Source organism: Hydrogenophaga sp. R2 (genome assembly GCF_049843595.1).
GTDB lineage: Bacteria > Pseudomonadota > Gammaproteobacteria > Burkholderiales > Burkholderiaceae_C > Hydrogenophaga.
In genome coordinates this window covers 732,192-746,732 of the sequence record NZ_JBBHZN010000001.1, presented here as the reverse complement: position 1 = coordinate 746,732, position 14,541 = coordinate 732,192, and the positions used below count along the sequence as shown (strand labels likewise).

At 69.5% G+C, this 14,541-nt stretch carries 15 protein-coding genes; 3 read left to right on the top strand and 12 right to left on the bottom strand.

The window, feature by feature from the left end; all coding sequences use genetic code 11:
• Positions 1-29: 29 nt before the first annotated feature.
• The 3 genes from ybgF to tolB all read right to left on the bottom strand — a co-directional run bounded on the left by ybgF (position 30) and on the right by tolB (position 2,722).
• A complete protein-coding gene (ybgF, locus tag WD026_RS03640) occupies positions 30-809 on the bottom strand; it encodes a tol-pal system protein YbgF (protein ID WP_425722287.1) in 780 nt (259 codons plus the stop codon).
• Position 810: 1 nt separating this feature from the next.
• Positions 811-1,371, bottom strand: a complete 561-nt coding sequence (gene pal / locus WD026_RS03635; protein ID WP_425722286.1) for a peptidoglycan-associated lipoprotein Pal — start codon at positions 1,369-1,371, stop codon at positions 811-813.
• 70 nt (positions 1,372-1,441) lie between these two features.
• A complete protein-coding gene (gene tolB, locus WD026_RS03630; RefSeq protein ID WP_425722285.1) occupies positions 1,442-2,722 on the bottom strand; it encodes a Tol-Pal system beta propeller repeat protein TolB in 1,281 nt (426 codons plus the stop codon).
• 222 nt (positions 2,723-2,944) lie between these two features.
• Between tolB and msbA the strand changes: the two genes are divergently transcribed.
• A complete protein-coding gene (gene msbA, locus WD026_RS03625; RefSeq protein WP_425722284.1) occupies positions 2,945-4,771 on the top strand; it encodes a lipid A export permease/ATP-binding protein MsbA in 1,827 nt (608 codons plus the stop codon).
• A 9-nt stretch (positions 4,772-4,780) separates the two neighbouring features.
• Here msbA and rng read toward each other — a convergent pair whose 3' ends face one another.
• From rng to WD026_RS03580, 9 genes are read right to left on the bottom strand one after another with little or no spacing between them, the layout of a single operon-like run.
• Entirely contained in the window at positions 4,781-6,307 is a 1,527-nt protein-coding gene (gene rng / locus WD026_RS03620; protein WP_425722283.1) for a ribonuclease G, read from the bottom strand.
• Between the two features lie 25 nt (positions 6,308-6,332).
• Positions 6,333-6,959 carry a Maf family protein gene (locus WD026_RS03615; RefSeq protein ID WP_425722282.1) on the bottom strand — a complete coding sequence of 209 codons (627 nt, stop codon included), beginning with the start codon at positions 6,957-6,959 and terminating at the stop codon, positions 6,333-6,335.
• Positions 6,956-7,423, bottom strand: coding sequence for a 23S rRNA (pseudouridine(1915)-N(3))-methyltransferase RlmH (gene rlmH / locus WD026_RS03610; RefSeq protein WP_425722281.1), 468 nt, complete (start codon positions 7,421-7,423; stop codon positions 6,956-6,958). The genes WD026_RS03615 and rlmH overlap by 4 nt, the downstream gene beginning before the upstream one ends.
• Positions 7,420-8,187: a ribosome silencing factor gene (gene rsfS / locus WD026_RS03605; protein WP_425722280.1), complete on the bottom strand. Its 768-nt coding sequence runs from the start codon at positions 8,185-8,187 to the stop codon at positions 7,420-7,422. The genes rlmH and rsfS overlap by 4 nt, the downstream gene beginning before the upstream one ends.
• Positions 8,184-8,834: a nicotinate (nicotinamide) nucleotide adenylyltransferase gene (gene nadD, locus WD026_RS03600; protein WP_425722279.1), complete on the bottom strand. Its 651-nt coding sequence runs from the start codon at positions 8,832-8,834 to the stop codon at positions 8,184-8,186. The genes rsfS and nadD overlap by 4 nt, the downstream gene beginning before the upstream one ends.
• A complete protein-coding gene (gene hemF / locus WD026_RS03595; protein ID WP_425722278.1) occupies positions 8,834-9,778 on the bottom strand; it encodes an oxygen-dependent coproporphyrinogen oxidase in 945 nt (314 codons plus the stop codon). Before hemF ends, nadD begins: the two co-directional genes overlap by 1 nt.
• A gap of 11 nt (positions 9,779-9,789) precedes the next feature.
• Positions 9,790-10,425, bottom strand: coding sequence for a 1-acyl-sn-glycerol-3-phosphate acyltransferase (locus WD026_RS03590; protein ID WP_425722277.1), 636 nt, complete (start codon positions 10,423-10,425; stop codon positions 9,790-9,792).
• A complete protein-coding gene (gene purD, locus WD026_RS03585) occupies positions 10,415-11,689 on the bottom strand; it encodes a phosphoribosylamine--glycine ligase (protein ID WP_425722276.1) in 1,275 nt (424 codons plus the stop codon). The genes WD026_RS03590 and purD overlap by 11 nt, the downstream gene beginning before the upstream one ends.
• Positions 11,686-12,411 (bottom strand): YebC/PmpR family DNA-binding transcriptional regulator, encoded by a 726-nt coding sequence (locus tag WD026_RS03580; RefSeq protein ID WP_425722275.1) that lies wholly within the window; start codon positions 12,409-12,411, stop codon positions 11,686-11,688. Before WD026_RS03580 ends, purD begins: the two co-directional genes overlap by 4 nt.
• An 84-nt stretch (positions 12,412-12,495) precedes the next feature.
• On the opposite strand from WD026_RS03580, the gene WD026_RS03575 reads away from it, so the two are divergent.
• Both WD026_RS03575 and WD026_RS03570 read left to right on the top strand, forming a co-directional pair.
• Positions 12,496-14,031 (top strand): helicase HerA-like domain-containing protein, encoded by a 1,536-nt coding sequence (locus WD026_RS03575; RefSeq protein ID WP_425722274.1) that lies wholly within the window; start codon positions 12,496-12,498, stop codon positions 14,029-14,031.
• The gene (locus tag WD026_RS03570) at positions 14,028-14,513 is read left to right on the top strand and encodes a DUF1499 domain-containing protein (protein ID WP_425722273.1); all 486 of its coding nucleotides are present in this window, start codon (positions 14,028-14,030) and stop codon (positions 14,511-14,513) included. The genes WD026_RS03575 and WD026_RS03570 overlap by 4 nt, the downstream gene beginning before the upstream one ends.
• Positions 14,514-14,541: the final 28 nt, after the last annotated feature.

Genomic DNA, 14,541 nt, shown 5'->3' with positions numbered 1-14,541 from the left:
CCCGGCGCGGGCCGGGCGGCTCCGGCCCATCAGCGCAGGCGCGCCAGGCGTTCCTTGGCGGCAGCGGCCGCCTCGGACTGCGGGTACTTCTTGGCCAGGTCTTCCAGCGTGCGGCGCGCCGCCTTGGCGTCCTTCAGCTCCACCTGGCTGTTGGCCATGGCCAGCATGGCCTCCGGGGTGCGGGGGTGGTTCGGAAACTCGCTCACCAGACGGCGGTGGCTCTCGGCCGAATCCTTGTAGGCACGGGCGGCGTATTGCGCATTGCCCAGCCAGTACAGGGCCGAGGGCGTGTAGCCGCTGGAGGGGTACTGGCGCAGGAATGCCGTGTAGGCCGCCGATGCCGCCGCAAACTCGGAGCGGCGCAGGGTGTCCATGGCCGCGTCGAACTGGGTCTTCTCGGCGGGCTGGGCCGTGAAGCTCTGACCGTCCAGTTCGACCTTCAGCGGCTCGACCTGGCGCAGACGGGCGTCGACGCCGGCCTGCACATCCTTCTGGGCGCGCTGCAGCTCGGCCACTTCGCGGGCCAGCTGCTCGTTCTGACCACGCAGACGGGCCAGCTCACCACGCAGCTGCTCGATCTGGTTGGAGAGTTCGAGCAGGCTGCGGCGGGTGGCGGCGTCGCCTTCGCTGCGGGCCGCCTCGCTCGCGGCCTGGTTGGCATCGACCTTGCGCCGCAGTTCCAGGATGGCCTGGCGGGCTTCGTCGTCGCCGAACAGGGCGTGGGCCTGCGTGGGCCAGAGCACGGCAGCACACAGGGCCGCAGCGCACAGGCCGGACAGGCCGCTCAGACGTTGACGGGCGGCCTGCATGTCAGCGGTAGTTGATTTCGACGCGGCGGTTCTTCGAGAAGGCAGCCTCGTCGGCACCGGTCTGGGCCGGCTTCTCTTCACCGAAGCTCACGGCTTCCATCTGGTTGTCGGCCACGCCCAGCAGCGACAGCGCACGGCGCACGGCCTCGGCGCGCTTCTGGCCCAGGGCCAGGTTGTACTCACGGCCACCGCGCTCGTCGGTGTGGCCTTCCAGGCCCACGCGGGCGGTGCGGTTGGCGTTGAGGTACTTGGCGTTGGCTTCCAGGGCGGAGGCGAACTCGGGCTTGACCTCGAAGCTGTCGTAGTCGAAGTACACGATGCGCTGCAGCTGCTGCGGCTGGGCGCCACCGGCACCCTGCACCTGCACGCCGGTCACACCGCGCGGATCGACACCGCTGCCCTGGCCGCCGGCGCCGGCACCGGTGGCGGTGCCCGAACGGTCGGACACCGGCACTTCGTCCAGCTTGACGTTGGAGCCGCAGGCAGCCAGCAGCATGGCAGCCGACAGGCCGAGGGCCAGGCCGGCGCGACGGAACAGGGGACGGGACAGGTTCTGGTTCATGTGAGGACCTTTTGATGGATGAGAAAGAACGAGAGGAACAACAGGAAAACAGGGTTCGCCGGGCAGGCCGTCACTTCAGGAACGGGCCCCACTCGGGTTCGCGGATGTCGCCTTGCGAGCCGGCCAGGCGGGTCTTGATGCGGCCGTCCACCGTGGTGGTCATGAGCGCTTCCTGACCCTTGTCGCGGGTGGCATAGATGATGAGCCGGCTGTTGGGCGAGAAGCTCGGGCTTTCGTCGGCCGAGCCGTCGGTCACGGCGGTGACCTGTCCGCTGGCCAGGTCCATCACGTGCAGGCGGAAAGCGCCACCGACCCGCGAGATGTAGGCCAGCCAGCGACCGTCGGCACTGGGCGCGGGCGAGATGTTGTAGTTGCCGCTGAAGGTCAGGCGCTGGGCATTGCCGCCGCCGGCATCCATGCGGTAGATCTGCGGCGAGCCGCCGCGGTCGCTGACGAAGAAGATGGACTTGCCGTCGGCGCTGAACACCGGCTCGGTGTCGATGCTGCTGCTGCTGGACAGGCGCCGGGGCTCGCCGCCGTTGGCGTCCATACCGTAGATCTGGGCATTGCCCGAGATCGACAGGGTAGCCACCACCTGGCGGCCGTCGGGCGACCAGGCCGGTGCGCTGTTGGAGCCGCGGAAGCTCGCCAGCAGGCGGCGCTTGCCGGTGGCCACGTCGTGCACATAGATCACCGGCTTGCGCGACTCGAACGACACATAAGCCAGCTGCGAGCCGCCGGGCGCCCAGCTGGGCGAGATGATGGGTTCGGGGCTGGTGAGCGCAGGCCGGGCATTGAAGCCGTCGGCATCGGCCACCCACAGGTTGTAGCGCTGCGGTGCCTTGGTCACGTAGGCGATGCGGGTGGAGAACACGCCCTTGTCGCCAGTGAGCTTTTCGTAGATGTAGTCGGCAATGCGGTGGGCCGCCAGACGCAGGTCGGCCGCCACGACGGGGTAGCTCAGGCCGCCCAGGTCCTGGGCGCGCACCACGTCCCACAGCCGGAAACGCACGTCGAAACGGCCATCGGCCAGCCGCGTGACGCTGCCGGTGACCAGCGAGTCGGTGCCGCGCTGGCGCCAGGGGGCCAGGTCGGGACGGGAGGTTTCGTCGAGCACGCCGGGCGCCGGCTCCACGAAACGGAACTGGCCGCTGCGTTCCAGGTCGGCGCGGATGATGGCAGCCATGTTCTCGCTGGCCACATCGTTGCCGCGGAAGTTCACGGCCGAGAAGGGGTACTGGGTCAGGCCGACGCCGGCGATCTCGACGCGGAACTGGGCATGGGCCGGCGAGAGCGGCAGGGCCAGCAACGGGAGAGAGGAAACGAGACCCAGCGCGCGACGGCGCGGCATGGGGGCGAACGAGGCGGTTCGGATCGGATCGGGCATCTTGGTGGGGTCTCGGGACGTGTTGCGCGGGCGGTGGACGCGGTCCGGGTGAGAGCGGCCGATAATACCGGAGGCTTCCGCCCCCCTCCCGTGACAAGATGTGAGAGGTGGTCCGCCACCGCGCAAGCGGCCATGTGATCACTTTGCGCTCCACAGGTTCCGCACCCGTCCATCGACCGTCCGCCCTTGACCGATCCCAACGCCCCGCCCGCCACGAGTCCGGCCCACGGCTCCCCTCCTCCACCCGCAGGAACGCTGGGGCAGCGCCTGCGCCGGGTGTGGCCCTACTTCCGGGGCGCCAAGGCCGGCATCGCGCTGGCAGCCCTGGCCACGCTGGTGGGTGCACTGACCGAACCGGCCATCCCGGCCCTGCTGCAGATGTTGCTCGACAAGGGCTTTGCAGCCGGTCAGGTGCCGCTGTGGGCGGTGCCGCTGGCCCTGATGGGCCTGTTCGGCCTGCGCGGCATGGCCACCTTCGTGGCGCAGTACGCCCTGTCCTACACCGCCAGCCTGGGCATGCTGAACCTGCGACGGGCCATGTTCGCCCGGCTCAATGAGGCCCGGATGGCGCTGTTTGCACGGCAGAGCGCCAGCAAGCTGTCCAACACGCTGGTGTACGAGGTGCAGACCGGCTCGCAGATGCTGGTGTCGGCCTTCCTCACGCTGGCCAAGGACTCGCTCACGGTACTGGCCCTCATGGGCTATCTGGTCTACCTCAACTGGAAGCTCACGCTCATCGTGCTGGCCGTGTTCCCCGGGCTGATCCTCATCATGCGGGTGCTCACCCGGCGGCTGTACCAGCTCACCAAGGACAGCCAGAAGGCCACCGACGAGCTGGCCTATGTGGTGGAAGAGAACGCCCTGGCCTACCGCATGATCCGCCTGCATGGCGCGCAGGACCGGCAGGCCGACCGCTTCGACACGCTCAGCGTGCGGCTGCGCAAGCTGGCCCTCAAGTCCACCATCGCCATGGCCGCCATGACGCCCCTGACCCAGCTGCTGGCCTCCGGCGCGCTGTCGGCCGTGATCGCGGTGGCGCTGTGGCAGAGCAGCAGCAGCGGCGTGAGCGTGGGCAACTTCGTGGCCTTCGTCACCGCCATGCTGATGCTCATCACGCCCATCCGCCACCTGGCCGAGATCACCGCGCCCATCACCCGCGGGCTGGCCGCGCTGGAGCGGGGTCTGGAGCTGATCGAGGAGACGCCGGTGCAGACCGGTGGCACGCACACCGCAGACCGGGTCCGCGGCGCCATCGAGCTGCGCGACGTGACGGTGCGTTACCCCGAGCGCGAGGGCGAAGCCGGGCACGGCGGCCATGTGGCGCTGCGCGGCGTGTCGCTGCAGGTGCAGCCCGGCGAGGTGCTGGCCTTCGTCGGCCCGTCGGGCTCGGGCAAGACCACGCTGGTCAACCTGCTGCCGCGCTTCGTGGAGGTGGACGAGGGCCAGGTGACGCTGGACGGCATCCCCCTGCCCGACTGGGACCTGCAGAGCCTGCGCCGGCAGTTCGCCATGGTCTCGCAGGACGTGGTCATGCTCAACGACAGCCTGGCCGCCAACGTGGCGCTGGGCGCCGAGCCTTCGACCATCGACGAGGCGCGGGTGCTGGCGGCGCTGCAGTCGGCCAACCTGGGCGAACTGGTGGCGCGGCTGCCGCAAGGCATCCACACCGCCGTGGGCCACAACGCGGCCGAACTCTCGGGCGGGCAGCGCCAGCGGCTGGCCATCGCGCGGGCCATCTACAAGGACGCGCCGGTGCTCATCCTGGACGAGGCCACCTCGGCGCTGGACAACGAAAGCGAACGGCTGGTGCAGGACGCCCTGTCCCGGCTGATGCAGGGCCGCACCACGCTGGTCATTGCGCACCGGCTCTCCACCATCGAGCACGCCGACCGGGTGGTCGTGCTGACCGAGGGCCGGGTGGCCGAGCAAGGCAGCCATGCCGAACTGATGGCCGCCGACGGGCTGTACGCCCGGCTGCACTCGCAGGGCCTGGGCCAGGGCGCTGCGGTCTGACCCGGCCGGTCAGAGCAGCACGATGTCGTACTGCTCCTGGTTCATGGAGCTCTCGGCCTGCAGCGAGATCGGCTTGCCGATGAAGTCCGACAGACCGGCCAGGTGGGCCCGTTCTTCATCGAGGAACAGCTCCACCACCTTGGGCGAGGCCACCACCCGGAACTCGCGGGGATTGAAGGCCCGGGCCTCGCGCAGGATCTCGCGCAGGATGTCGTAACACACGCTGCGGGCGGTCTTCACCTCGCCCTTGCCGCCGCAGGCCTCGCAGGGCTCGCTCAGCATGTGGGCCAGCGACTCGCGGGTGCGCTTGCGGGTCATCTCCACCAGGCCCAGCTGCGAGAAGCCGCCGATCATGGTCTTGACCCGGTCGCGCGCGAGCTGCTTGCGGAACTCGGTCAGCACCGCCTCGCGGTGGTCTTCGCGGGTCATGTCGATGAAGTCGACGATGACGATGCCGCCCAGGTTGCGCAGCCGCAGCTGTCGGGCAATCGCCTGCGCCGCCTCCAGGTTGGTGCGGAACACCGTGTCGTCGAAATTGCGGGCACCCACGAAGCCGCCGGTGTTCACGTCCACCGTGGTCAGGGCCTCGGTCTGGTCGATGACCAGGTAGCCGCCCGACTTCAGGTCCACCCGACGGCTCAAGGCACGGGCGATGTCGTCGTCGATGTGGAACAGGTCGAAGATGGGCCGCTCGCCGCTGTAGTGCTGCAGCTTGGCCACGGTGTCGGGCATGAACTCCTGGGCAAATCCGGTCAGCAGGCCGTGCTGCTCGCGCGAGTCGATGCGGATGGACTGGGTCTGCGCGCCCACCAGATCGCGCAGCACCCGCTGCATGAGGTTGAGGTCTTCGTGCAGCAGGGTGGCCGGCGGCTGGCGCGTGGCCGCTTCCTTGATGCGCAGCCAGGTCTTGCGCAGGTAGGCGATGTCGTCGCGCAGCTCCTCGTCGCTGGCGTCTTCGGCGTTGGTGCGCAGGATGAAGCCGCCCGAAGGGCTGCCGTCGGGCAGGGCCGCGAGCTGGGTGACGCGCTGGCGCAGGGCCTCGCGCTGGGCCGGCGGAATCTTCTGCGACACGCCCACATGGTTGTCCTGCGGCAGGAACACCAGCAGCCGCCCGGCGATGCTGATCTGCGCCGTCAGCCGCGCCCCCTTGGTGCCGATGGGGTCCTTGAGCACCTGCACCATCAGCGCCTGGCCCTCGAAGATCTGCCGCTCGATCGGCAGCACCGGATTGGGCGTGAGCACCTTGGGCGCCGAGGCACCGCCGGCCTCCGGCTCGGTCGGGCGCGCCGGCGCGTGCTTGGCCTGGATGTTGGGCATGAGGTCGGCCACGTGCAGGAAGGCCGCGCGGTCCAGACCGATGTCGATGAAGGCCGACTGCATGCCCGGCAGCACCCGGGACACCTTGCCCAGGTAGATGTTGCCGACCAGGCCGCGCTCCAGGGTGCGCTCCAGGTGCACCTCCTGCACCGCGCCCTGCTCCACCACCGCCACCCGGGTTTCCTGCGGCGACCAGTTGATCAGGATGTCTTGGCTCATGAAAGGCTCGGTAGATGGAAAGGAATCAGTACAGCGCCATGCCCGCTTCGCGCAGCACCTGCGCGGTCTCGAAGGCCGGCAGACCCACGATGCCCGAGTGGCTGCCGGTCATGCGGCTCACCCACAGGGCCGCCTGGCCCTGCAAGGCATAGGCACCGGCCTTGCCCATGGGCTCACCAGAAGCCACATAGCGGTCGATCTGGCTGCGCGACAGCGGCGCGAAGGTGACCGTGGATACCGACAGGGCCTGGGCGATCCGGGGCGCAGCACCCGAGCGGCGCGCGGGCACGCCCACGGCCACCGCGGTGAGCACCCGGTGGGTGTGGCCCGCCAGATCGCGCAGCATGGCACGGGCCTGTGCCGCATCGGCCGGCTTGCCCAGAATGCGCCGCCCCAGGGCCACGGTGGTGTCGGCGCACAGCACCGGCGCCAGCGGCAGACCCCTGCGCTGCAGACGCTCCAGCGAGGCCTGCAGCTTGAGCGCCGTGACCCGCTGCACGTAGGTGGCCGGCGCCTCGGCGCCACGGATCACCTCGAGCGACTCGACATCCTCGTCGGCATCGGGCAGCAGCAGCTCCGGGTTCACGCCCCACTGCTCCAGCAACTGCTTGCGACGCGGGCTTTGCGAAGCGAGATACAGCAAGGGCTTCATTCGCGGTGGTACGGGTGGTTGGCGTTGATCGACCAGGCGCGGTAGAGCTGCTCGATCAGCAGCACCCGCACCATGGCGTGCGGCAGGGTCAGGTCGGACAGGCGGATGCGCTGGTGGGCGGCGTCGCGGAAGGCCGGCTCCAGCCCGTCCGGGCCGCCGATGATGAGCGCCACATCGTCACCCCCCAGCTGCCACTGGGTGAGCTGGCGGGCCAGCGCCTGGGTGGTGAGCGCGGTGCCGCGCTCGTCCAGCACCACCACGCGGCAGCCGCGCGGCAGCACGGCCTGGATGCGCTCGCGCTCGGCCGCCACGAGGGTCTCGGTGGTGCGCGAGCCGCGCGGCTCGGTCTTGACGGTGCGCAGCTCCACCTTGAGCTCCGGCGGGAAGCGCTTGGCGTAATCGTCGTATGCGGTCTGGGCCCAGTCGGGAACCCGCTGGCCCACCGCGACGATCAGCAGCTTCATGCCTTGTTGGTGGCGGTCTTGCGGGTGGCAGGCTTGACGGTCTTGCGGGCCGGGGCCTTGGCGGCGGGCTTCGCTGCAGGCTTCGCAGCCGCCTTGGCCGCCGGCTTGGTGGTCTTGCCGACCACCAACTTGGGCAGGGCCTTCTTGACCGCCGGCTTGGCGGCCGTCTTTGCTGCAGCCTTGGGGGCCGCCTTGGCGGCAGGCTTGGCCGTGGTGGTCTTCTTCGCCGGCGCCGCCTTCTTCGCCGGTGCGGCCTTGGCAGCAGCCGCCTGGGCCGCGGCCTGCTTGCGCACCACTGCCTTGCCCGACACCGGCGCCGGCTCGGTCTGCGCGGACTTGGTGGTCTTGCGCGCAGCCGTCTTCCTGGCGGGAGCTGCGGCGGCAGGCGCCTTTTCGGCCCCGTGCTTCAGACGGACCGGCTTGGCGCCCCAGATTTCTTCAAGGCGGTAGTACTGGCGGATCACCGGCTGCATCACGTGGGCCACGGCCTGGCCGCAGTCCACGATGATCCATTCGCCGTTCTCTTCACCCTCGATGCGCGGCTTGTCGAAGCCGGCTTCCCGCACCGCGTCGCGCACGCTGGCGGCCAGGGCCTTGGTCTGGCGGTTGGAGGTGCCGCTGGCGATGATGACGCGCTCGAACAGCGGCGAGAGCGTCTCGGTGTTGAACACCACGATGTCCTGTCCCTTCACATCCTCCAGCCCATCGACGATGGCGCGTTGCAGTTTCTGGATGTCTTTCTTGACGGTGGTTTCGCTGGTCATGTAGGGGTCTGGTAGAGGTGGTTCTGTGAAATATAGCTTGCGACCGGGGCCGGCACCAGCAGATCCAGGGCGGCTGCATCCGGGCCGACCGCGGCCAGCCGGGCCCGCACGGCGGTGGCACTCACCGGGTTGAGCGGCATGGTCAGCGGCACAAAGGGCAGATCGACGCCGGACAGGTCGGCCTCCTCGGCGGGCTGGTCCAGCGCCTGCGCGCCGATGGACCGGGCACGCGCCGCCACGGCCAGCCGGGCCAGCGACATCACGTCCTGCCAGCGCACCCAGGAGCGGAAGGCCAGCAGCTGATCGGCGCCCAGCACCAGATACAGCTCGGCCAGCGGGTATTCCCGGCGCAGTTCGGCCAGGGTGTCGGCGGTGTAGCTCGGGCCCTGGCGGTGGATCTCGCGGTCGTCGATGCGCGCACGCGGCAGGTCTCCGAAGGCCAGCTGGCACATGGCCACGCGGTGGCTGGCGTCGGTCAGGGGGCGGGCCTTGTGCCAGGCCTGCCCGGTGGGCAGCACATGCAGCACATCCAGACCCAGCTGTTCGATGGCCACTTCGGCCAGTGAACGGTGCGCGCCATGGGGCGGATCGAACGCGCCGCCGAACATGCCCACGCGGCGGATGACGCCGTCGCCGGAATCGCTCATCAGGCCCAGTCCCGGGGCACCAGGAACTCGCTGTACAGCCGGTGCTCGGCGCTGCCGGGCTCGGGCTGGTGGTTGTACGACCAGCTCACCAGCGGCGGCATGGACAGCAGGATGGATTCGCTGCGACCGCCCGACTGCAGGCCGAAGTGCGTGCCCCGGTCCCAGACCAGGTTGAACTCCACATAACGGCCGCGCCGGTAGAGCTGGAACGCGCGCTCGCGCTCGCCATACGGCAGGTGGCGGCGGCGCTCGGCAATGGGCATGTAGGCATCCACGAAGGCGTCACCCACGGCCGACATCATGGCAAAGCTGTTGTCGAAACCCAGCTCGGAGAAGTCGTCGAAGAAGACGCCGCCCACACCACGCGGCTCGTTGCGGTGCTTGAGGAAGAAGTACTGGTCGCACCACTGCTTGAAGCGCGGGTACTTGTCGTCACCGAAGGGCGCCAGCGCGGCCCGGCAGGTGCGGTGGAAGTGCACCGCGTCTTCCTCGAAGCCGTAGTAGGGCGTGAGGTCCATGCCGCCGCCGAACCAGCACACCGGTTCGCCGCCGGCCGGGGTGGCGGCCAGCATGCGCACGTTCATGTGCACCGTGGGCACGTAGGGGTTGCGCGGGTGGAACACCAGCGACACGCCCATGGCCTCGAAGGGCGCCCCCGCCAGTTCAGGCCGGTGCTGCGTGGCCGAGGGCGGCAGCTGCGGACCGGTGACGTGCGAGAAACCGCAGCCGGCGCGCTCGAACACCGGGCCACCTTCCAGGATCTGGGTGATGCCGTTGCCCTGCAGCTTTTCACCGGCCGGTTTGGTCCAGTGGTCCACCAGGAACGGCGTGCCGTCCATGGCGGTGACCGCCGCAGTGATGCGGCTCTGAAGGCCGGTGAGGTACTGGCGCACCGTGTGGATGGCGCCGGAGGGCGCCTGCACGCTGGCGGAGGGGGATGCCATGGAGTTCATGCTCATACCGTATCGGGGGTTGGCCGCTTGGGCAAGGGGGCGATCGGGCTGGCCTGATCCGGCCGCTGGCCACGCACGCCGTGGTAGGCCTCGGCCATGCGGGCGTAGTCGGCGTCCACGTCGCCGCTGAGGTGGATGAAATCGGTGATGCGCACCTCGCGCTGGCCGTAGTCCAGCCGGATCAGCGCCACCGGCACCCGGGCACCCAGGGCCACCTGGTAGAAGCCGCTGCGCCAGCCCGGCGTGTGGCTGCGGGTGCCTTCGGGGGACAGGCCCAGCCACAGCAGCTCGTCGGACGCCTTGGCATCCTCGAACACCGCCACCATCTCGCCCACCACGCCCCGGGCGGAACGGCGGTCCAGCGGGATGCCGCCGAGCCAGCGCATCCAGCGGCCCAGCACCGGCACACGGAACAGGCTGTCCTTGCCCCACCAGCGGGCGGGAATGCCGATGGTCCACTTGGCCAGCACCATGACCACGAAGTCCCAGTTGCTGGTGTGCGGATAGACGATGGCCACGCCCTGTCGGGTCGGGAAACCGTTGTACGTGACCCGCCAGCCCGCCAGGCGCAGCAGCGCCCGGGCCACACGGGATTCAGGGAAGCGCACCGGCAACGCGGCGCCGGGGTCAGAGTGCACGGAAGCCGATGTCGCGGCGGCACTGCATGCCGTCGAACTGCACCTGGTCGACCACCTCGTAGGCGCGCCGCTGGGCCGCAGCCACCGTGTCGGCCAGCGCGGTGACGCACAGCACGCGGCCACCGCTGACCTCGATACGCTCGCCGTTGGCCGTGGTGCCGGCATGGAACACCATGCGGTCGGCCTCGTCGGCCGGCAGGCCGGTGATGGCGTCGCCCTTGCGCGGGTTCATGGGGTAGCCGTGGGCGGCCATGACCACACCGAGCGCCACGCGCGGGTCCCAGTCCAGGCTGACACGGTCCAGCTCGCCTCGGGTGGCGGCCAGCAGCACGTCGGCCAGCGGGCTGCGCAGCCGCATCATGATGGGCTGGGTCTCGGGGTCGCCCATGCGGCAGTTGAACTCCAGCGTCTTGACCCGGCCGTCCGGGGTGATCATGAGGCCGGCGTACAGGAAGCCGGTATAGGGAATGCCGTCGGCCTTCATGCCGCGCAGCGTGGGCAGGATGACCTCGTCCATGGCGCGCTGGTGCACGGCGGGCGTGACCACCGGAGCCGGCGAATAGGCGCCCATGCCGCCGGTGTTGGGGCCCTGGTCGGCGTCCTTCAGGCGCTTGTGGTCCTGGCTGGTGGCCAGGGCCAGGGCGTGCTCACCGTCGCACAGCACGATGAAGCTGGCTTCCTCGCCTTCGAGGAACTCCTCGATCACCACGCGGGCGCCGCCCTCGTTGTGGGCCACACCCAGGGTGTTGTCCACCAGCATGAAGTCGATGGCCTCGTGCGCCTCGGCCAGGGTCATGGCCACCACCACACCCTTGCCGGCGGCCAGGCCGTCGGCCTTGACGACGATGGGCGCACCCTTGGCCTCCACGTAGGCGTGGGCCTGGGTCGGGTCGGTGAAGGTCTGGTACTCGGCCGTGGGTATGCCGTGGCGCTGCATGAAGGCCTTGCTGAAGGCCTTGGAGCTTTCCAGCTGGGCCGCCTTCTGCGTGGGCCCGAAGATGGGCAGGCCGTGGGCGCGGAACTCGTCCACCACGCCGGCGGCCAGCGGCGCCTCGGGCCCGACCACGGTCAGGCCGATGGCGTTGTCCTGCGCCCAGGCCCGCAGCGCGGCCTTGTCGGTGATGGGCAGGTTGATGAGATCGGCGTCGCGGGCGGTGCCGGCGTTGCCGGGGGCCACGTACACCTGGGTCACGCCGGTGGACTGCTTCAGGCGCCAGGCCAGGGCATGTTCGCGGCCGCCGCCGCCAATCACGAGGACTTTCATTCGCTGATCTCGGCGTTGTGGAACACGGCCTGCACGTCGTCGAGGTCTTCGATGATGTCCAGCAGCTTCTGCATGCGGGCGGCGTCTTCGCCGGTCAGCTCGATGGTGTTCTCGGCCCGCATGGTCACCTCGGCCAGCTCGGGCTTGAGGCCGGCGGCTTCGAGCGCGTTCTTGACGGCCTCGAACTCGGTCGGCGAGGTGATGACCTCGATCGCGCCTTCGTCGTCGGTGATGACGTCATCCGCCCCGGCTTCCAGCGCCACTTCCATCACCTTGTCTTCGGAGGTGCCGGGGGCAAACACCAGCTGCCCGCAGTGCTTGAACTGGAACGACACCGACCCTTCGGTGCCCAGGTTGCCGCCGTACTTGCTGAAGGCGTGCCGGACCTCGGCCACGGTGCGCACCCGGTTGTCGGTCATGGTGTCGACGATGACGGCCGCGCCGCCGATGCCGTAGCCCTCGTAGCGGATCTCTTCCAGCGTGAGGCCTTCCAGCGTGCCGGAGGCCTTGTCCACGTTGTACTTGATGCGGTCGGCCGGCATGTTGGCGGCCTTGGCCTTTTCAATCGCCAGCCGCAGGCGGGGGTTCATGGCCGGGTCGCCGCCGCCCTGGCGGGCCGCCACGGTGATCTCGCGGATCACGCGGGTCCAGATCTTGCCGCGCTTCTCGTCCTGCCGCCCCTTGCGGTGCTGGATGTTTGCCCATTTGCTGTGTCCGGCCACGAAAACGTCCTTTTGCCCCACGGGCTTTGATCTAATAAGCCCGCGATTTTACTTTCCGCCCACCATTCCCCTTGAGGACGCCCCATGGCCGAACCGATGCAGATCGCCCAGAACGCCCAGACCACCTGCCAGCTGCTGCCCGCGCTGGCCAACCGCCACGGCCTCATCACCGGCGCCACCGGCACCGGCAAGACGGTGACTCTGCAGACGCTGGCCGAGCAGTTCTCGCGCATCGGCGTGCCGGTGTTCATGGCCGACGTCAAGGGCGACCTCACCGGCATCAGCCAGACCGGGCGCATCGGCGAGAAGCTGGCCGGCGTGCTGAAAGACCGGGGCATCGCCCTGCCCGACCCCCTGTCCTGCCCCACCACGCTGTGGGACGTGTTCGGCGAGCAAGGCCACCCGGTGCGCGCCACCGTCTCCGACATGGGGCCGCTGCTGCTGGCCCGCATGCTCAACCTCAACGACACCCAGACCGGGGTGCTCAACCTGATCTTCAAGATCGCCGACGACAACGGCCTGCTGCTGCTCGACATGAAGGACCTGCGGGCCATGCTGCAGCACGTGGGTGACAACGCCAAGCAGTTCACCACCGAGTACGGCAACATCAGCTCGGCCAGCATCGGCGCCATCCAGCGCGGCCTGATGCAGATCGAGCAGCAGGGTGGCGACCGCTTCTTCGGCGAACCCATGCTCGACATCGCCGACTTCATGCAGACGGTGGACGGCAAGGGCGTGATCAACATCCTGGCCGCCGACAAGCTGCTCAACTCGCCCCGGCTGTATGCCACCTTCCTGCTGTGGATGCTGTCCGAGCTGTTCGAGACCCTGCCCGAGATCGGCGACCCGGAGAAGCCGAAGCTGGTGTTCTTCTTCGATGAAGCCCACCTGCTGTTCAACGAAGCTCCCAAGGTGCTGGTGGAGCGCATCGAGCTGGTCGTGCGGCTGGTGCGGTCCAAGGGCGTGGGCGTGTATTTCGTGACCCAGAATCCGCTGGACATCCCCGACAGCGTGCTGGGCCAGCTGGGCAATCGGGTGCAGCATGCGCTGCGCGCCTTCACCCCGCGCGACCAGAAGGCGGTGAAGGCCACCGCCCAGACCATGCGGCCCAAGGCCGGGCTGGACATCGAGGCTGCCATCACCGAACTGGCGGTGGGCGAGGCCCTGGTCAGCCTGCTGGACGCGAAGGGACGCCCCACCGAGACCGAGCGGGTGTTCGTGGTGCCCCCGGGCAGCCAGATCGGCCCCATCACGCCGGAGCAGCGGCAGGCGCTGCTGCGCGAATCGCTGGTGGCCGGCACCTACGAGAAGGTGGTGGACCGCGAAAGCGCCTACGAGATGTTCCGCAGCCATGCCGGCCAGCGCGGCGAGGCCGAAGCGCCCGCTGCCGGCGCCGCCAAGACCCCGCGCATCCCCGGCGCAGCCAGCCCGGACACTGCCGGCGCCGAAGAAAAGAGCATGCTCAACGAGGTGCTGTTCGGCCGCACCGGTCCGCGCGGCGGCCAGTACGACGGCCTGGTGCAGACCATGGCCAAGACGGCTGCCCGCACCGTGGCCAGCGGCCTGGGCCGGCAGATCCTGCGCGGGGTGCTGGGCGGCCTGCTCGGCGGCAAGCGTTGAAGCGCAGCGCCATGTGGACCGTGGGCGTGCTGGTGCTGGCCCTGGGTGCGGCCCAGCTGGGCGCGCTGGAAGGCCAGCCCCCTGCCGACCTGGGCCTGAACAACGGCCTGCTCAAGCCGCCCTCGGTCACCCGCAACAGCGTCTCCAGCCAGACCGACCGCCACCCCGGCCATCCCCAGGCCGACTACGCCCGCATCGACCCCCTGCCCTTGAAGCCCGGCGGTGCCGACGCATCGCTGGACGCGCTGACCGCGGCCCTGCAGCAACTGGGCGGCGTGCGCAACCTCACGCGCCAGGCCGGCTATCTGCGCGCCGAGGCCCGCACGCCCTGGCTGGGTTTTGTGGACGACCTGGAGTTCGCGGTGGACGCGCAGCGCGGCGTGATCGACCTGCGCAGCGCCAGCCGCCTGGGCTCGGAAGACTTCGGCACCAACCGAAAACGCATCGAGGCGCTGAGGGCGCTGTACCTGCAGCAGCCATGAAAAAACCCGGCCTTGGCCGGGTTTTTTC